General features: G+C 34.0%; 19 protein-coding genes and 1 riboswitch. All 19 genes read left to right on the top strand.

The genetic code is table 11. The features are described 5' to 3' along the window. Positions 1-171: 171 nt before the first annotated feature. Positions 172-333, top strand: a riboswitch (M-box (ykoK) riboswitch). A gap of 380 nt (positions 334-713) precedes the next feature. The 19 genes from MHB61_RS04260 to MHB61_RS04170 all read left to right on the top strand — a co-directional run bounded on the left by MHB61_RS04260 (position 714) and on the right by MHB61_RS04170 (position 17,603). After that, positions 714-1,913 carry an FtsW/RodA/SpoVE family cell cycle protein gene (locus tag MHB61_RS04260; protein WP_003131394.1) on the top strand — a complete coding sequence of 400 codons (1,200 nt, stop codon included), beginning with the start codon at positions 714-716 and terminating at the stop codon, positions 1,911-1,913. Positions 1,914-1,943: 30 nt separating this feature from the next. Next, on the top strand, positions 1,944-2,498 hold the full coding sequence (locus tag MHB61_RS04255) for an LCP family protein (protein ID WP_249351744.1): 555 nt from the start codon (positions 1,944-1,946) through the stop codon (positions 2,496-2,498). A 60-nt stretch (positions 2,499-2,558) separates the two neighbouring features. Further along, complete coding sequence (locus MHB61_RS04250) at positions 2,559-3,242, top strand: LCP family protein (RefSeq protein ID WP_003131396.1); 684 nt, start codon at positions 2,559-2,561, stop codon at positions 3,240-3,242. Positions 3,243-3,344: 102 nt separating this feature from the next. Then, complete coding sequence (gene rpsN, locus MHB61_RS04245) at positions 3,345-3,614, top strand: 30S ribosomal protein S14 (protein WP_003131398.1); 270 nt, start codon at positions 3,345-3,347, stop codon at positions 3,612-3,614. 165 nt (positions 3,615-3,779) lie between these two features. After that, positions 3,780-4,409, top strand: a complete 630-nt coding sequence (liaF, locus tag MHB61_RS04240) for a cell wall-active antibiotics response protein LiaF (protein WP_003131399.1) — start codon at positions 3,780-3,782, stop codon at positions 4,407-4,409. Further along, positions 4,406-5,404 carry a sensor histidine kinase gene (locus tag MHB61_RS04235; RefSeq protein ID WP_012897540.1) on the top strand — a complete coding sequence of 333 codons (999 nt, stop codon included), beginning with the start codon at positions 4,406-4,408 and terminating at the stop codon, positions 5,402-5,404. The genes liaF and MHB61_RS04235 overlap by 4 nt, the downstream gene beginning before the upstream one ends. Before the next feature lie 27 nt (positions 5,405-5,431). Next, entirely contained in the window at positions 5,432-6,061 is a 630-nt protein-coding gene (locus tag MHB61_RS04230) for a LuxR C-terminal-related transcriptional regulator (protein WP_003131402.1), read from the top strand. Between the two features lie 70 nt (positions 6,062-6,131). Continuing rightward, complete coding sequence (locus MHB61_RS04225; RefSeq protein ID WP_003131403.1) at positions 6,132-6,938, top strand: Cof-type HAD-IIB family hydrolase; 807 nt, start codon at positions 6,132-6,134, stop codon at positions 6,936-6,938. A 102-nt stretch (positions 6,939-7,040) separates the two neighbouring features. Then, positions 7,041-7,631 carry a peptidylprolyl isomerase gene (locus MHB61_RS04220; RefSeq protein ID WP_003131404.1) on the top strand — a complete coding sequence of 197 codons (591 nt, stop codon included), beginning with the start codon at positions 7,041-7,043 and terminating at the stop codon, positions 7,629-7,631. A 1-nt stretch (position 7,632) separates the two neighbouring features. Then, a complete protein-coding gene (locus MHB61_RS04215) occupies positions 7,633-8,064 on the top strand; it encodes a CvfD/Ygs/GSP13 family RNA-binding post-transcriptional regulator (RefSeq protein ID WP_003131405.1) in 432 nt (143 codons plus the stop codon). After that, positions 8,061-8,666, top strand: coding sequence for a TVP38/TMEM64 family protein (locus tag MHB61_RS04210; protein ID WP_003131406.1), 606 nt, complete (start codon positions 8,061-8,063; stop codon positions 8,664-8,666). The genes MHB61_RS04215 and MHB61_RS04210 overlap by 4 nt, the downstream gene beginning before the upstream one ends. A gap of 219 nt (positions 8,667-8,885) precedes the next feature. After that, on the top strand, positions 8,886-10,130 hold the full coding sequence (locus MHB61_RS04205; protein ID WP_137016189.1) for an FtsW/RodA/SpoVE family cell cycle protein: 1,245 nt from the start codon (positions 8,886-8,888) through the stop codon (positions 10,128-10,130). A 224-nt stretch (positions 10,131-10,354) separates the two neighbouring features. After that, complete coding sequence (locus tag MHB61_RS04200; RefSeq protein ID WP_003131408.1) at positions 10,355-11,209, top strand: 2,3-butanediol dehydrogenase; 855 nt, start codon at positions 10,355-10,357, stop codon at positions 11,207-11,209. Beyond that, the gene (locus tag MHB61_RS04195) at positions 11,197-11,424 is read left to right on the top strand and encodes a hypothetical protein (protein WP_003131410.1); all 228 of its coding nucleotides are present in this window, start codon (positions 11,197-11,199) and stop codon (positions 11,422-11,424) included. Before MHB61_RS04200 ends, MHB61_RS04195 begins: the two co-directional genes overlap by 13 nt. A 25-nt stretch (positions 11,425-11,449) precedes the next feature. Next, positions 11,450-12,211: a (S)-acetoin forming diacetyl reductase gene (locus tag MHB61_RS04190; RefSeq protein ID WP_003131411.1), complete on the top strand. Its 762-nt coding sequence runs from the start codon at positions 11,450-11,452 to the stop codon at positions 12,209-12,211. Between the two features lie 273 nt (positions 12,212-12,484). After that, the gene (locus MHB61_RS04185; RefSeq protein ID WP_003131412.1) at positions 12,485-12,646 is read left to right on the top strand and encodes a hypothetical protein; all 162 of its coding nucleotides are present in this window, start codon (positions 12,485-12,487) and stop codon (positions 12,644-12,646) included. Between the two features lie 84 nt (positions 12,647-12,730). Continuing rightward, on the top strand, positions 12,731-14,272 hold the full coding sequence (gene abc-f, locus MHB61_RS04180; RefSeq protein WP_014570498.1) for a ribosomal protection-like ABC-F family protein: 1,542 nt from the start codon (positions 12,731-12,733) through the stop codon (positions 14,270-14,272). A 416-nt stretch (positions 14,273-14,688) separates the two neighbouring features. Beyond that, on the top strand, positions 14,689-16,311 hold the full coding sequence (locus tag MHB61_RS04175; RefSeq protein ID WP_003131415.1) for a malolactic enzyme: 1,623 nt from the start codon (positions 14,689-14,691) through the stop codon (positions 16,309-16,311). 14 nt (positions 16,312-16,325) lie between these two features. Beyond that, on the top strand, positions 16,326-17,603 hold the full coding sequence (locus MHB61_RS04170; RefSeq protein WP_003131417.1) for a 2-hydroxycarboxylate transporter family protein: 1,278 nt from the start codon (positions 16,326-16,328) through the stop codon (positions 17,601-17,603). Positions 17,604-17,733 lie beyond the last annotated feature (130 nt).

Genomic DNA, 17,733 nt, shown 5'->3' with positions numbered 1-17,733 from the left:
TTAGTTCTAATTTCTAAAAAACTTAGTCATAACAAGAGGTTTAATCCAATAAAAAAATATTTAATTTAGGTAATGCATTTATTATTTGACTAAAAGTATAGGTCGTGTTATAATTTTTTTGCTTAGGAAATATTTTGAAAATTTAATTTAAGCAATTTTGGTTAGAGATTTTCTAACCATCGGTAGGTGAGGCTACCACAGGGATACGGGTTGCTGCCGCAGAGTCGTGGAGACACGATGAGAGGGCCAACAGTTCACGTCGAAAAAAGAAGGCGTGAAATAGTGCAACAACATCGCCCTGCGGAGCTAAAGCTTGAACGATACTGGGTACTTTAGTTCACTTGATAGTGTATCTTTTTGAAATCATACCTTGTCTACGTTCAACCGGCGTAGGCAATTTTTTTATAAAAAAGGAGGTGGTGAAAATGGAAGCACAGAATAACAGTGGCTCAGACCCTGGGAGCTGTAGGAAGAAAGATAGCTTAAAAGTGGAAATGCATTTTTATCACTTCAATCTAATCTAGTTCTCTGAGTTGGAGCTGTACAATCAAAATCTACTATAAATCAGAAATTGAGGTACAAGCCGATGACAAAAATATTAATTCATACAACAATAAAAAATAAAAAAATAAGAAAGAAAAAGTTATTCATTGATTTGCAACTAGAAATACTCTTGGCGTTCATTTGGAAAATTAACGAAGAGGGATTCATTTATGGATAAAAAAATTACAAAAAATAGTTTTTTAGATTTATCTATTTTGATTCCTTATTTGATTCTTTCAGCTGTTGGCTTACTCATGGTGTTTTCAGCAACTGTCCCCTATCAAATTAACCGAGGACTATCTCCTTATCGATTGGCAATTTCTCAAGGAGTTTTTATAATTATAAGTTTTGTGGCTTTAATTATTATTTATCGAGTAAAATTAAGAATTATAAAAAATGAAAAGATTTTAAAAATAATTTTTCTAATTATTATCTTGCTGATGATTTATTCAAGGGTGGGTCCTAATACATCAGCGAATGGAGCGCATGGATGGATTCCCTTATCAGGGATTGGAACTATTCAGCCGGTTGAATTTGCAAAACTTTTTACAGTTTGGTTTCTTGCTTCTATCTTTTCTAACAGACAAGAAGAGATTGAGAAAAATGATATTCAAGCAATTTTTAAGGGTAACAATCTCATAAAAAAAGTTGTAGGGGGATGGCGATTTCCGATTATCTTACTAATGATAGTGGAACTCAGTATGCCTAATTTAGGAAATACAGCAATTATTGGGCTCTTAGCCTTGATAATGATTGGTGCAAGTGGAATTTCTTGGCGATGGTTTTCAGGTTATGGGAAGATGTTGCTTACGATTAGTCTTAGTTTTTTGCTCTTTCTTTTTATCAGTGGAGGCGATTTGATTCCAGGATCTTATATTAATGCTCGATTTAAAGCATTTGTTAATCCTTTTACTGACTTGGCTTCTTCGGGTCATCAACTTGCTAATTCATATTATGCGATTGTAGATGGTGGCTGGTTTGGAAGAGGGCTGGGGAATTCGATTGAAAAACAAGGATTTTTGCCTGAAGCTCATACAGATTTTATATTTTCAGTAATAGTAGAAGAATTGGGAATCATTGGTGGAATTATAATCCTAGCTGTCATTTTTTTCATGATTACCCGAATGCTTTTGGTGGGGATGCGGGCAAAAGATCCATTTAATTCAATGATTTCAATTGGTTGTTCATCTTTTTTGTTGATACAAGTTTTTGTCAATTTAGGTGGAGCAATTGGTTTGGTTCCAGAAACAGGTGTCACCTTTCCCTTTTTATCACAAGGTGGATCATCATTTTTAATTTCAACTTTGGCAGTAGGACTGGTTTTGAATAGCTCGGCTGACGAAAAATTAAAGAGTTTAAGTAAGTTATAATTTTTAATAAAAGAAAGAAGTATTCTTGATATGAAAAGAAAAGAAATTAGACAAAAGAAAAAAATAAAAAGGTCTAAAAAAGTATATTTTGTTCGTTTTATGTCCCTTTTTGTTATTTTAGTCGTGGCAGTTAGTGCGGTTATCTATGTTCAAGCAGAGAAAACATTAACGAAAACTCATGTAAATACAAAAATAAAAAGTTCTAGTATATCTGCAAAAAAACCACTAACTATTTTGCTTATGGGAGTGGATACTGGTGATAATAGTAGGGGTGGTGCAGATTCATGGAATGGAAATTCAGATTCTCAAATTATTTTAACATTGAATCCTCGGACAAAAACAACCACTATTATTTCAGTGGAACGAGATACGATGACGAATATTGAAGATGCATCTGGAAAAATTCAATCTACTCAAAAAATGAATGCTGCTTATCCTTTAGGATTTAATAATGGTGGGTTATCATCTGCTGTTACTTATGCCATGAAAACGATTGGTAATCAAGTAGGGCTGAATCTTAATATTTTTATGATTGTTAATATGGACGGTTTAGTAAATCTTGTGAATGACGTTGGAGGAGTATAAGTTGTCAATGATACTAATGGCTCAGATGTCTATCAAGGGACTGATTCAGGTAAAATAACTTTGCCTGGTTCAGATAAAACTGTAGATAGTGGAGCGATTTATATCTCAAATACAGAACCTGAATATAAAGCTTATGTTCCTTATCTTTCAGGAAATCCTAAGCAGCTCATCAACGGAGAACAAGCTTTAGTTTTTGCCCGAGATAGAGATACGTTAGCTAATGGGAATTATGGACGCGCCGCTCATCAACGAGAAGTTATGACTGAATTAATGAACAAGATGCTTAGTCTTAATAGTGTTTTTAAATATCAATCATTTTTAAATGATATTTCATCAGATTTTAAAACGAACATTTCGATAAATCTTGCTAATTTGACCGCACTTATGGCTTATAAAGATTGTCTTAACAAGGTAGTTTCTATTCAATATCAAGGGGTAAGTCAAATGGTGGATGGTGGAAGTTATGAATTCATACCAGAAAATGTGGATTTGGCTATTCAAAATATAATGAGACAAGCAAATGATGAGTCTGTCAATGATAAGCTTGATCAAAGTGTCATTACTTATGAAAACTATTTTGGAAGTGAAACTGACCAATATTATATGCCTTCTGCGACGGTAACTATCAAAGGTGAAAAAAGTGAAACTTATGGAGTGGATACTAAAGGGAGTCTGGTAAAAATAAATAAGGAGAATGCTCAAGACTATGTTTCAAGTCAAGGAGGAGCTTTAGTCGCTAATTAAAATAGAGAAAATAAAATAAAATAATGTTAACCAGTTGACATTGTTTTATTTATAGGATATACTTAACTGGTTAACTAAATTAATAAATGAAAGGATAATATTTTGGCGAAGAAATCAAAAATTGCTAAATTTAAAAAGCGACAAAAATTAGTTGCTCAATATCAAGAGCTTAGACAGGAACTTAAGAAAGAAAAAAATTATGAAGCTCTCCGAAAACTCCCTAAAGATTCTCATCCCAATCGAATGAAAATGCGAGATCGAATTGACGGAAGACCCAGAGCCTACATGCGAAAATTTGGTATGTCACGAGTTAATTTTAGAAAATTGGCGCATGAAGGTAAGATTCCAGGGGTTAAGAAGTCAAGCTGGTAGAAATCTTTTTGAAAAATTTTATGGGATATGATAAAAATATTTTTATTATGTAATTTAAAGAATACTTCATCTTAATGAATGGAGTATTTTTTCTCTATTTTTCTTAAGTAAAATTTAAGTCTTAAGTCCGAGAAAAAGTAAGCTTTTTTTTGGTACAATAGATTTATGAATAAAAAATTGAAAGCAATCTTTATTATAGAAATTTTTATTGTATTAGGATTGATTTTTCATGTGATTAGTACACCGCGTATGTGGGTAGTTCTAGCTTTAGCTATTCTCTTTACTATCTTGGCGACTCGTTCGCGTGCGCGTGTATTACGTATCATCAGTTTCATTTTTTGGGCAATATCGGTAATGATTCTCTTCACAGTTGGATGGTTCTGGTTAGCAATTATCTTCCCTACGATTGCTTGCATCGTTTTTTGGAAAAATAATCCACGAGAAGGAGGAGTAAAAAATTTTTCTTACGAAGATATTTCTCAAGATGAATCTGAGTCAATCATGAATGAAAATCAAAATGATATCATTGATCTTGATGATGTTACTTTTAAACCTTCTGGAAATAGTCTTTCTATTAAAAAAATGACAGGTAATACAAAAATTATTGTTCCTGAGGACGTAGGAGTTTCGCTTGATTTAACAACAAATGCTGGGCTTGTAAAGATTTTCAATGAGGCAGCACAAATTAATGCGGGAAATGTTCGTTATTTTAGTGAAAATTTAGATCAGGCGGAAAAACGAATTAAAATCAATATCCGTGTTGATTCAGGAAATATTGAGGTGATTAGAGGATGAAAAAATCACTTTTCACAACCTTTTTAGCAGTTTTTAGTATCATCCTTATTATGTACCTTCTACTATTTATAATGATGAATAGTGGTCAACCTTTAGGGGGACTAAATACCGCTAATATTATTAGGGAACTTCGAGATAATTTCTATGGTTTATGGATATTTATATCAGTTGCAGGATTACTTGCGCTGATTTTTACCCTTTTTAATCATATTGAAAATATGGCTATTCAACAAAAATTTCAAGATGATATTAAACTTTTAGAAGAAAATCAACAACCTGAATCTCCTGAATTACAAGCTGTTCATGATAAAATTATGAATATGTCAGCTGAACTCCAAGAATTATCTAAGCAAAAATCTGCTGACAAAGCTGAAATTATTGAATTAGAGCGTAAAAGAATTTCACGTGAACTTCATGATTCTGTCAGTCAAGAACTTTTTGCAGCGACAATGATTTTATCTTCTGTTGCTGGTTCGACACAAAATTTGACTAAAGAACAAATCGAAACACAGACACAATTGGTTTTAAAAGTGCTCCATTCTGCACAAAATGAAATGCGAGCACTCTTACTACATCTTAGACCAGTAGAATTAGATGGTAAGAGTTTAGCAGAAGGGCTGTCAGCACTGACAGACGAGCTCCAAGCGAAAATTTCAGCAAATATTACAGTTAAATTGGCTGACATTGAAGCGACGAGTAATGTTGAGGACAATTTATTTCGAATGGCTCAAGAGATTTTATCGAATACTTTGCGTCATTCGCAAGCCGAGCACATTGAAGTTTCTTTAAGAGAATCACTTGGAAACATTTTTTTGAAAATTGCTGATGATGGAGTTGGTTTTGATGTTTCTACTAGTGATAAGACGGCCAGTTACGGTTTAGCCAATATCAAAGAACGTGCTTTATTAATCGGCGGAGATGCCAAAGTAATCTCGGCACCAGGTGCGGGGACAACTGTTGAAATCATTATCCCTAAAGCGAAGCCGAGCCTTTAAAAATGATGCGTATTTAGAAAGAACAAAATGGAAAAAATTAAACTTTTAATTGTTGATGACCACCAGATGGTGCGACTAGGTTTATCAAGTTTCATGAATATTCAACCCGATATCGAAGTGGTTGGTGAAGCTGCCGATGGCGAGTCAGGATTTTTAAAAACTGAAATGCTTGACCCTGATGTTATTCTCATGGATTTAGTGATGGATCGACTTGATGGAATTGGAGCAACTCAAAAGATTTTAGCCAAAAATCCAGAACGAAAAATTTTAATTCTAACGAGTTTTATTGATGACGAAAAAGTTTTTCCGGCTTTAGCTGCTGGAGCTAAAGGTTATATTCTTAAAACATCACAAGCCGCTGATATTGCATCTGCAATCAGAAAAGTTGCCAATGGAGAAGATGTCCTTTCCGATGCTGTCAAGGAAAAGATTGCTCAACAAAAACATCGAAAACATGAATTATATGATGATTTATCAAAAAGAGAATTAGAAGTATTAAAAGTACTTGCGACGGGACTTTCTAATCAAGAAATTGCTGATGAACTTTTTATCAGTTTAAAAACAGTCAAAACTCATGTTTCTAATATTTTTAATAAGCTTGAAGTGTCAGACCGAACTCAAGCAACAATTTATGCCATTCAACATCACTTAGTTTAAACCTGAGGAAAAACAAGTTAGAAATATGATATAATTAAGTTTGTACAAATAAAATTAAAGTGAAAAAAAGATGGAAAAAATATTAGAAAAAGCCCCAAAAATAAAAATCATTTTTTTTGATATTGATGATACTTTGAGGGTCAAAGATTCAGCTTTCATGCCTGAATCAATTACTGAAGTTTTTTATAAACTTCGTGAAAAAGGAATTATGACAGGAATTGCAACGGGAAGAAATCTTTTCGGAGTTGTTCCAGAAGTTAGGGCATTAAAACCAGATTTCTATGTAGCAATCAATGGTGCCTATGTTGAAAATGCACAAACAGGAGAAGTATTATATAAAAATACTTTTTCTAAGGAGTTAATTGAAGAAATTATCACTTGGCTGAAAAATGAACAAAGTGGATATTCTTTTGTAGCTGCGGATAGTTTGAAAATTTCAAAATGGGATAAAATTGCTAGTGATGCAATTGGTCCAGTTTATTCTGAATTGGAAGAAAATCCCAATTATTATAAAACAAATGAAATTTATCAAATGTTGACAATTTCTGACCATGATGACCAATTAGAATTACCAGAAATTTTATCCGATAAAATTCGTTTGGTTCGTTGGCATCCAAACAGTTCAGATATTGTTCCAATGGAAGGTTCTAAAGCAATCGGCTGTCAAAAAGTTTTACAAGAACTTGGTCTGAAAGCTGAGAACATGATGAACTTTGGTGATGGACTTAATGACCGTGAACTCTTTGATTTTGCCGGTCTGTCAGTAGCTATGAAGATTTCACATCCTGAAATTTTAGAAAAAGCAGATTACATTACTGATTCTGTTGAAAATGATGGAATTCTAAAAGCCTTACAAGCCTTAAAAATTATTGATTAAAGCTATCAGTAAAAACTGTCAGTAAAAATTACTGACAGAAATTTATTAACTTATAAAAAGAAAGGAAGGTATTTTTAGAAATAAAAATACTAACTAAAAAATATGACTTACCCACAACTTGAACTTGAAAACTACAAAGGTACTACAGCAATTATCAATACAAATCATGGAAAAATGACTGTAAAATTATTTGATAATCTTGCTCCAAAAACCGTAAAAAACTTTATTGAACTTAGCAAAGAGGGGTATTATGATGGAGTAATTTTCCACCGTATCATCAAAGATTTCATGGTTCAAGGAGGAGACCCAACAGGAACTGGGATGGGTGGTTCTTCAATCTACGGAGAAAAATTTGAAGATGAGTTCTCAATGGACCTCTTTAATCTTCGGGGAGCTTTGTCAATGGCCAATGCTGGACCTAATACAAACGGAAGTCAATTTTTCATTGTTCAAAATAAAAACTTGCCTTATCCTAAAGATTCACTTATCCAAGGAGGGTGGCCTGAAGAAGTAGCTGAAACATATACTGGCGGCGGAACTCCTCATCTTGATGGCCGTCACACTGTCTTTGGTCAATTGGTTGATGAAGAAAGCTATAAAGTTCTCGATGAAATTGCAGCTGTTCGTGTAGGTGCGCAAGATAAACCAGTCGATGATGTCGTTATTGAATCAGTTGAGATTATCGAGCCATAATATGGAGAAGAAAAGTCCTAAAATCGGTGATATTGTTGAGGTTGAAATTATTGGAATGCAAGATTATGGTGCATTTGTAAAATTTTACCTGGATAATTCATCAAATAAAGAAAAAATTGAACAAAAAGGATTGATTCATATTTCTGAAATTCAATCTGGTTATGTCAAAAGTATTCATGATATTGCTAAAATTGGCCAAAAAGTGATGGCACAAATTATTGATATTGACGAATATAATGGCAAAATTAGCCTGTCAATTCGCAGTCTGGAAAAAAATCCGCAAGTTCACCATATTTACCGAAAAAAACATTTTACTGATTCTCGGGATAAAATTGGCTTTAAAACCCTTGCTAATTATTTGCCAGGTTGGATTGAAGAAAATGAAGCCTACCTTAAAGCCAAAAAAAATGCCCAAAGTGAGGATTTTCTTTGAATGATAACGTATTAAGATATATCAAACGAGTTTTTAATTTAATTACTATTCTTGGCTTTGTTGCGACAATTGTTGGTGGCATTTATTTATGGCGCCTTGGCGCATTTCAAAATCAAGCGGTCTTACAACAATTGATTGTGGCACATCGTTTTTTAGGACCATTAATCTTCCTTTGTATGCAAATTTTGCAAGTCATTGTTCCAATCATACCAGGTGGGATTACAATGGCAGCAGGGGTCATGATTTTTGGACCAGTTTGGGGTTTTGTTTATAATTACTTTGGAATTGTTGCGGGCTCTTTTTTACTTTTTCACTTTGGTAAAAAATATGGTTCTTCATTAGCCAAAACTTTTGTCAAAGAAAAAACATATAATAAATACATGGCTTGGTTGGATAAGGGGCAAAAACGCTTTAATATTGTTTTCGCGCTCCTCATTTTATCTCCTATTGCCCCAGATGATGCCCTTGTTTTAATAGCAAGTCAAACAAAAATGAGTTGGAAATTCTTCACTTGGAGTATCTTATTATGTAAACCATTGCCAATTCTCCTCTATTCTTATCTTTTGATTTTTGGAGGAGACCTTCTTGGGCACATTTTATAAAATGCTGAAAGTGCTTCAGTGTTTTTTTATTGGAATTTTTGAGAAAGAATGCCCAAATCATCCAAAAAAATTGTATAATAGAATGGATTTATGATATTAAACAGAAGTCACCTCAATAATAAAATTGTTTTTGTAAATTTGAAGCAAAAGTTAGAACTAAGTGATAGCAAATTGCCCAAATGAATTGCCAAAACAAGATTAAACTGACTGGAGCTAGTTTTGAAAAACAAGAAAGCAAATAGATTTACATTTGATTCACGAATTGATTATGGGCTAATTTTACCAGCCTTTATGTTAATATTGATTGGTCTTTACGCACTTTATGTTGCAGTAAGTCATGACCACCCCACGCAAGCAACGAATCTAGTTGTTCAACAAGGAACTTGGGTTATTGTCGGACTCTTTGTTGCTTTAATTGTCATGCATATGGATTCAAGGTTTTTATGGAATTTAACACCATTTTTTTACCTATTAGGTCTTATATTAATGGTTCTACCGATCTTTTTCTACGATAAAGCAACCTATGCTTCAACAGGTGCAAAAAACTGGCTCGCTTTTGGAGGACGAAATCTTTTTCAACCGTCCGAGTTTATGAAACTTTCCTATATTTTATTTTCGGCTAGGATTGTGGTTACCTTCCAAAATAATCTAAAAAAACGAGTACTCAAAGATGATTTCCGCTTAATCGGACTTCTGATACTTGAAACAATTCCAGTTGCCATTTTATCAGTCTTTCAAAAAGACTTCGGAACTTTCTTGGTCTTTGCAGCTATCTTTGCTGGAATTATTTTAGTTGCTGGTATTTCTTGGAAAATACTTGCGCCAGCTTTTTTTTTCGTAGCAGCAGTAGCTGTAGGAATTGTTGCTCTAGTTGCTTCACCAGAAGGACAAAAATTTCTTGAAAGTACCAGTTTTGCTCAGTATCAGGTCAATCGTTTTATCGCATGGTTACATCCTTTTGAATATTCTCAGACTTTCAGTCTTCAACAAGCACGCTCATTGATTTCAGTTGGTGTTGGTGGTCTTTGGGGTAAAGGAATTGGTGTAGCTAATGTCAATGTTCCCGTTCGAGAATCAGATATGATTTTCACTGTCATTGCTGAAGATTTCGGATTTATTGGATCAGCCTTTTTGATTTTCCTTTACTTTATGCTGATTTATCGAATGATTCGAGTAACTTTCAAATCAAATAATCAGTTTTATACCTATATTTCAACGGGTATTACTATGATGATTCTCTTCCATGTCTTTGAAAATATTGGAGCAGCGATTGGTGTTGTTCCTTTAACAGGTATTCCCTTACCCTTCATTTCTCAAGGGGGATCGGCCTTAATGGCAAATATCATCGGCTTAGGGCTCGTTTTATCAATGAAATATAATCAATTACCAGAATTTGTCAAGGAACAAAGACAAATTCCAGTTAAGGGTGATAGTCGAAAAAATCGTCGAAGAAATAGACATTAACAATTAATAAGAATACAAAAAGTAAAAGTTACTGACAGAAAATTCAGTAGCTTTTTTATTACGATAAAATATTTAAAAGTCTATATATACCAAGGAAGAAAACGCTTTAAATTTTTGTAAATTATTAGAAATAATGATAGAATAAACTCGTGAGAGAAATCTCAAATACTAAATTTAATTGATTGCCTGAAACGACAACCATCCTATATAGAGGAGGCGTTTTTATGCGCGCAGCACGTTTTTACGACCGCGGGGATATCCGCATTGATGAAATTAATGAACCAATAGTAAAAGCTGGCCAAGTTGGCATTGATGTGGCTTGGTGTGGAATTTGTGGAACAGATCTCCATGAATTTTTAGATGGCCCAATTTTTTGTCCGTCAGCAGAACATCCTAATCCAATTACTGGAGAAGTACCACCAGTCACTCTTGGACATGAAATGTCTGGGGTTGTAAATTTTATAGGTGAAGGAGTAAGCGGACTTAAAGTAGGTGACCATGTCGTTGTCGAACCTTATATCGTTCCCGAAGGGACTGATACAAGTGAAACTGGACATTATAACCTCTCAGAAGGCTCAAACTTTATTGGTTTGGGCGGAAATGGTGGAGGTTTGGCTGAAAAAATTTCTGTTGATGAACGTTGGGTTCACAAAATTCCTGATAACTTACCATTGGATGAAGCTGCTCTAATTGAGCCACTATCAGTCGGCTATCACGCTGTTGAACGAGCAAATTTAAGTGAAAAGAGTACGGTATTAGTTGTTGGTGCTGGACCAATTGGACTATTAACTGCTGCCGTTGCAAAAGCGCAAGGACATACTGTTATCATCAGTGAACCTAGTGGACTTCGTCGTAAAAAAGCACAAGAAGCACAAGTTGCTGATTATTTCTTCAATCCAATTGAAGATGACATTCAAGCTAAAGTTCATGAAATTAATGAAAAAGGAGTGGACGCAGCCTTTGAATGTACCTCTGTCCAACCGGGATTTGACGCTTGTCTAGATGCGATTCGTATGGGTGGAACAGTTGTCATTGTCGCAATTTGGGGCAAGCCGCTAGTGTTGATATGGCAAAATTAGTAATCAAAGAAGCTAACCTTTTAGGAACGATTGCTTATAATAACACTCATCCAAAAACAATTGATTTAGTATCAACAGGTAAAATAAAATTGGACCAATTCATCACAGCTAAAATCGGTTTGGATGATTTGATTGATAAAGGATTCGATACGCTGATTCATCATAATGAAACAGCTGTTAAAATTTTAGTTTCACCAACTGGTAAAGGTCTATAAAATAAATAAATAAAGGAGAAATAAGATGTCTAAAATTGCAGCAGTTACTGGAGCAGGTCAAGGAATAGGTTTTGCAATCGCAAAACGTCTCTATAATGATGGTTTTAAAGTAGCTATTATTGATTACAACGAAGAAACAGCTCAAAAAGCAGCAAAAGAACTTGGAGAAAACTCATTTGCGATTAAAGCTGATGTTTCCGACCGTGAACAAGTTATTTCAGCTTTGAATGCTGTTGTCGACAAATTTGGTGATTTAAATGTTGTAGTTAATAATGCCGGAATTGCCCCAACAACACCAATTGAAACAATTACACCTGAACAATTTCATCAGGTCTATAATATTAATGTTGGTGGAGTTTTGTGGGGGACACAAACATCAACAGCACTTTTTAGAAAATTAGGTCATGGAGGTAAAATTATCAACGCAACCTCACAAGCTGGAGTTGTTGGAAATCCAAATCTAATGCTCTATTCTTCTTCAAAATTTGCTGTTCGTGGGATGACTCAAATTGCTGCTCGTGATTTAGCAGAAGAAGGAATCACAGTTAATGCTTATGCACCAGGGATTGTAAAAACACCAATGATGTTTGATATTGCGCATCAAGTTGGTAAAAATGCTGGTAAAGATGATGAATGGGGAATGCAAACTTTCGCAAAAGATATTGCCATGAAACGTTTATCTGAGCCTGAAGATGTGGCAAATGTTGTTTCATTCTTAGCTGGCCCTGATTCAAACTATATTACCGGTCAAACAATTATTGTTGATGGAGGAATGCAATTCCATTAATCTAAAAATGAACTGTCAAGTTTTTATCTTGACAGTTCATTTTATTTTATGCTATAATTGTCTTAAATAAATGAACGAGGTAAGGTCTATTGAAAATCTAAGTTTTGAACTTTAAAAATATTCGTAAAAATCGAGTGTTTTTGTTGTCTTCATAACTTAGAGAGAATAGACTTTTATTATGTTTACAGATTGGGCAATTTGTCAGAATTTGTATCTTTTAAAGCTCTTTTCACCTAAGTTGTGAAAAGAGTTTTTTAATTTAAGGAGAAAATAATGAATCAAAAACAAAAAGAAATGCAAGCTAAACTAGAACAAATTAAGAAGAATAAACCGCAATTTGCTGGGAAAAATACTAATGGGATGACAGCAGTAAAAGCAACCAAGCAAAATCAACACGGAGCAAAAATTAATGCTCCAAGAAAAGCGGGAATTTGAGATTTATGAACATTCAGAGGAACTCACTCTGAGTTTTCTACTCAAATTAGATTTCTTAATTCTCACAAATGAGAGGAGAATTAAATGTCAAATATTGAATTTAAAGACTTAACCTTTGGCTACGGGGATAATCTGATTTTCAATCATGCCCAAATAAATATTGATGACCGTTGGAAATTAGGATTAGTAGGGCGAAATGGCCGTGGAAAATCAACCCTTTTAAACTTACTACAAGGTAAAATAACTACTGACAGCTCGATAACTACTGACAAAAACTTTGTTTACTTCCCCCAATTACTGACAGAAGAAGATTTTAATGATAAAGATAAATCTAAAAAACAAAATACTGCTGATAAATATTCTGTAGAAAGTCTGTCAGTAAAAATTACTGACAGAAATTCACAATTAACTTATTATGTGCTAAATGAATTAGCCGAATTTGAACAATGGAAATTAGAACGTGAATTATCTTTATTGAAAGTTGATTTAGAAATTCTTTGGCGTCCTTTTGGAAGTTTATCAGGTGGGGAACAAACCAAGTGTCTCTTGGCAATTTTATTTTTAGATGAGGACAATTTTCCACTAATTGATGAACCAACAAATCAATTGGATCTGGAAAGTAGAAAAATAGTTGCTGACTATCTTCAAAAGAAATCAGGATTTATCGTTGTATCACATGACCGAAATTTTCTTGACGAAGTCTGTGACCACACCTTGGCAATTGAACGTCAGCAAATAGTTCTCTATCAGGGAAATTTCTCAACCTATGAACGAGAGAAACAGTTGCGTGATGACTTTGAACTTGCTGAAGACGAAAAATTACGTAAAGATATTTCAAGGCTGAAAAAGACTTCGTTAGAAAAAAGAGATTGGTCTAATCAACGAGAAAATGTTGCCGGAGCAACCTTTGTGGATAAAAAAGTTGCCAAAAAACAGAATCAACGAGCAAAATCAATTGAAAAACGAATGGGACAGGAAGTTGAGAATAAAGAGAAATTACTCAAAAATATCGAAAAAACTGAACCTCTTATCATGAATTTTCAACCTTCACATCATAAAAGACTGATTCAGTTTGAAAATTTTTCTCTTGGATTTACCGAAAAATTACTTTTCCAGCCGATTGATTTTTCTTTGAAAGTGGGAGAGATTGCAGCAATTGTCGGACCAAATGGTCAAGGGAAATCAAGTATTTTTAAATATTTATCGGGTGATTTTTCTGGTGAGCACAGTGGATTTGTTCAATTTCCTCAGGGAATAAGGCTATCATTTGTCCGTCAGATTTATGATAATCGTGGTTATCTGAAAGACTTTGCTACCGAATATCAATTAAATTATGAATTATTTTTAGCTAATCTCAGAAAACTGGGGATGGAGCGCAAGCAATTTAGCCAAAAGATAGAAACGATGAGTCAAGGGCAACAAAAAAAGGTTGAATTAGCTCGTAGTTTATCACAAGAAGCAGAGCTTTATCTCTGGGATGAGCCGCTTAATTATCTTGATGTGTTTAATCGTGAACAAATAATTCAACTTCTAGAAACTTATCATCCAACAATGCTTCTGGTCGAACATGATCAAGCTTTTGTTGAAAAAATTTCTAATCAAATTATTAACCTAAAAGATACATAAATTTAAAAAATAAAAGTAGAGTGATTTTACTCTACTTTTTTAGAATACTTTTATATAATAGAAAATATGAATAAAGCAAAGCGCACAATTTTGTTTTTATTTAAAAAAATGGATACTTTAGATACACAACCACCATTGACAAAAAATCTTAATCTTAAATTGTTTGAAACCCTGATAAATTAGGAATAGTAATAGTAGAAGAACAGTTTATCATTTAATAGTTATAAGCTAATTTTTACTACCATTTCTTTGATTAATATCATCTATTTTTATATAGAGACTTTTAAATAAACATTGACATTATTTATGCGTTATAAATAAAATTTATCAACACTAAGGAATTTGACTATAACGATAAAAGAAGTTTATAGTAATAAAGTAATAACATTAATTATAATTTTTATGGAGGTTGTACGATGCGTGCACATGAAATTTTAAACAATCCTTTTTTAAATAAAGGAACAGCTTTTACTATGAAAGAACGTCAAGAATTGGGGTTGATTGGTCTTCTTCCACCAACTGTTCAAACAATTGAGGAACAAGCTGAACAAACTTACGAACAATATTTGACAAAACCATCTGATTTAGAAAAACGTCATTTCTTGATGGAAATTTTTAATACAAACCGTACTTTGTTTTACTACTTATTCAACAAACATATTGTAGAATTTAATCCAGTTGTTTATGATCCAACAATTGCTGATACAATTGAAAACTACAGTCATTTGTTCGTAGATCCACAATATGCTGCTTATCTTGATATTAACCACCCTGAAAACATTACTGAAACATTGAAAAATGCAGCAGGTGACAGAGAAATTCGTCTTATTGTTGTAACTGATGCTGAAGGAATCCTTGGTATTGGAGACTGGGGAACTCAAGGTGTTGATATCTCAGTTGGTAAATTAATGATTTATACAGCCGCAGCAGGTATTGATCCAGCGTCTGTACTTCCAGTTGTTATTGATGCAGGAACAAATAGAAAAGAACTTTTAGAAGATCATTTGTATCTTGGAAATCATCAAGAACGTATTTACGGTGATCAATACTACAGTTTCGTCGATCAATTTGTAGAAACTGCAGAATCAATTTTCCCTAAATTGTACCTTCACTGGGAAGATTTCGGACGTTCAAATGCTGCAACAATTTTAAATAACTACAAAACAAAAATCCCAACATTTAATGATGACATTCAAGGAACTGGTATTGTTGTTTTAGGTGGTATTTTCGGATCACTTGACATTACAGGTGAAAAATTAACTGATCAAGTATATCTTTGCTATGGTGGTGGTTCAGCCGGTGCAGGGATTGCTGGTCGTGTTCATGCTGAAATGGTTAGTGAAGGTCTTTCTGAAGAAGAAGCTTACAAACATTTCTTCATGATTGATCAACAAGGTTTACTTTTTGATGATATGGAAGACCTTACACCAGCTCAAAAACCATTTGCTAAAAAACGTGCTGATTATAAAGATGCTGGAGATATGACTGACCTTCTTAACGTTGTTAAGACAGTAAAACCAACTATTTTAGTAGGAACTTCAACTAATCCAGGTGCCTTTACAAAAGAAGTTGTTGAAGCAATGTGTGCTAATACAGAACGCCCAGTAATCTTCCCTATCTCAAATCCAACTAAAAAAATGGAAGCTACAGCTGAACAAGTTATTGAGTGGTCTGATGGAAAAGCTTTTGTCGCTACTGGTGTTCCTTCAGGAACAATCAGCTACAAAGGTGTTGATTATCAAATTGGTCAAGCAAATAACTCACTTATCTACCCAGGTTTGGGCTTAGGAATGTTGGCATCTGAAGCAAAACTTTTGACAGATGAAATGATCGGTGCAGCTGCACATTCATTGAGCGGTTTAGTAGATCCAGGTAAACCAGGTGCTCCTGTTCTTCCTCCATTTGAATTTGTTGCTGATGTATCAATTAAAGTTGCAGAAGCAGTTGCTAAGAAAGCTCAAGAACAAGGTCTTACTGAATCTAAAGAAACTGATATGGCTAAAGCAGTTCGTGATCTTAAATGGTATCCAGAGTACTAAGGGGAATATCTTAAATGAAAAAACTTAAAGAAACGAAAATATCGGGAATTAGTCTTCCCTTATATGCCTTTTTCGTAGCTGTCATCATAGTTGTAACACTATTAGGAAAACTTCCACTTGATATGGTAGGGTTAACTCTCCTACTTGTAACATTAGGCCACCTATTATACTTCATAGGAGAAAAACTCCCTATTATGAATTCATACTTAGGTGGGGGATCTGTTTTCACTTTAATTGGTGCTACTCTATTATCTTTCTTCCACATTGTTCCTTCAAATGTTATTGGAGCAGTTTCCAATTTTATGGGTGGAAAATTTGGATTTCTTGATTTTTATATAGCTGCACTTATCTGTGGATCTATTTTAGGAATGAACAGAAATCTTTTGGTTAAAGCTTCCAAGAAATTTATTCCGATTGCTTTAATCACTATGGTTATTGGTTTCTTCTCAGTAGGTCTTGTAGGAATGCTTATTGGTAATGGATTTGCTGATTCTGTAATGTATGTTTCTATGCCAATGATGTCAGGTGGTATGGGAGCCGGAATTACTCCACTCTCTCAAATCTATGCAGCCGGATTGGCTCATGGAAACCAAGCAGCTATCTTCTCTCAACTTGCTCCAGCAGTTACTTTTGGTAATATTCTTGCGATTATTGGTGCCTTATCTATCGCTAAAGTATTCAACAAATCTAAATATAATGGACATGGGACTCTTGTTGCAGCAACTAAAGAAGAGTTGGCTAAACCTAAAATAAAATTAGATGCTCAACAAATCGGAACAGGAATGCTCTTTGCCTTTGCTCTTTTGATGGCTGGTGACATCTTGAACAAATTCTTCCCTAATATTCATCAATATGCATTTATGATTATTATTGTATTTATCTTGAAAGCAACAAATACTGTTCCTAAAGATTTAGAAGAATCTGTTGTAATGTTTAACCAAGTGATTATGACAAACCTTACTCATGCTGTTTTGGCAGGTATTGGTCTTGCTTTGATTGACTTGAATACTCTTGCTTCAGCATTTACATGGCAATTTGTTGTACTTTGCTTGACAAGTGTTGTTGTAATGGGACTTGCTAGCTGGTTCTTGGCTCGCCTCTTTGGACTTTATCCAGTCGAAACTGCCATTGGTGCAGGGATGATCAATAATTCTATGGGTGGAACAGGTAACATTGCTGTCTTGTCTGCATCAGATAGAATGGAAATGATTGCTTTTGCACAGATGGCTAATAGACTCTGTGGTGCAATTGTCCTTATCTTCGGTGGAATTCTTATCCGATTCTTTTATTAAAATAACCAAAAAAACATTTTATATAAAATGTTTTTTTTTGCAAAATTAACTGATTAAGGAAATAAAATAGTTGGGACTATATCGCCTATCGCATGAAGTAGTTCAAGTAAATATAAAATTTTGGAGCCAT

This window comes from Lactococcus sp. FSL K6-0773 (assembly GCF_038006485.1).
In the GTDB taxonomy this organism is placed as follows: Bacteria; Bacillota; Bacilli; order Lactobacillales; family Streptococcaceae; genus Lactococcus; species Lactococcus lactis.
The sequence above is the reverse complement of the archived record's forward strand: the minus strand, read 5'-3'. Positions and strand labels throughout refer to the sequence as shown.

What these genes read in the sequence shown, in the direction of transcription:
- MHB61_RS04260 (WP_003131394.1), top strand. Translation starts at nt 714, where the DNA reads ATGGATAAAAAAATTACAAAAAATAGTTTTTTAGATTTATCTATTTTG.
- MHB61_RS04255 (WP_249351744.1), top strand. Translation starts at nt 1,944, where the DNA reads ATGAAAAGAAAAGAAATTAGACAAAAGAAAAAAATAAAAAGGTCTAAA.
- liaF (WP_003131399.1), top strand. Translation starts at nt 3,780, where the DNA reads ATGAATAAAAAATTGAAAGCAATCTTTATTATAGAAATTTTTATTGTA.
- MHB61_RS04235 (WP_012897540.1), top strand. Translation starts at nt 4,406, where the DNA reads ATGAAAAAATCACTTTTCACAACCTTTTTAGCAGTTTTTAGTATCATC.
- MHB61_RS04230 (WP_003131402.1), top strand. Translation starts at nt 5,432, where the DNA reads ATGGAAAAAATTAAACTTTTAATTGTTGATGACCACCAGATGGTGCGA.
- MHB61_RS04225 (WP_003131403.1), top strand. Translation starts at nt 6,132, where the DNA reads ATGGAAAAAATATTAGAAAAAGCCCCAAAAATAAAAATCATTTTTTTT.
- MHB61_RS04220 (WP_003131404.1), top strand. Translation starts at nt 7,041, where the DNA reads ATGACTTACCCACAACTTGAACTTGAAAACTACAAAGGTACTACAGCA.
- MHB61_RS04215 (WP_003131405.1), top strand. Translation starts at nt 7,633, where the DNA reads ATGGAGAAGAAAAGTCCTAAAATCGGTGATATTGTTGAGGTTGAAATT.
- MHB61_RS04200 (WP_003131408.1), top strand. Translation starts at nt 10,355, where the DNA reads ATGCGCGCAGCACGTTTTTACGACCGCGGGGATATCCGCATTGATGAA.
- MHB61_RS04195 (WP_003131410.1), top strand. Translation starts at nt 11,197, where the DNA reads ATGGCAAAATTAGTAATCAAAGAAGCTAACCTTTTAGGAACGATTGCT.
- MHB61_RS04190 (WP_003131411.1), top strand. Translation starts at nt 11,450, where the DNA reads ATGTCTAAAATTGCAGCAGTTACTGGAGCAGGTCAAGGAATAGGTTTT.
- MHB61_RS04185 (WP_003131412.1), top strand. Translation starts at nt 12,485, where the DNA reads ATGAATCAAAAACAAAAAGAAATGCAAGCTAAACTAGAACAAATTAAG.
- abc-f (WP_014570498.1), top strand. Translation starts at nt 12,731, where the DNA reads ATGTCAAATATTGAATTTAAAGACTTAACCTTTGGCTACGGGGATAAT.
- MHB61_RS04175 (WP_003131415.1), top strand. Translation starts at nt 14,689, where the DNA reads ATGCGTGCACATGAAATTTTAAACAATCCTTTTTTAAATAAAGGAACA.
- MHB61_RS04170 (WP_003131417.1), top strand. Translation starts at nt 16,326, where the DNA reads ATGAAAAAACTTAAAGAAACGAAAATATCGGGAATTAGTCTTCCCTTA.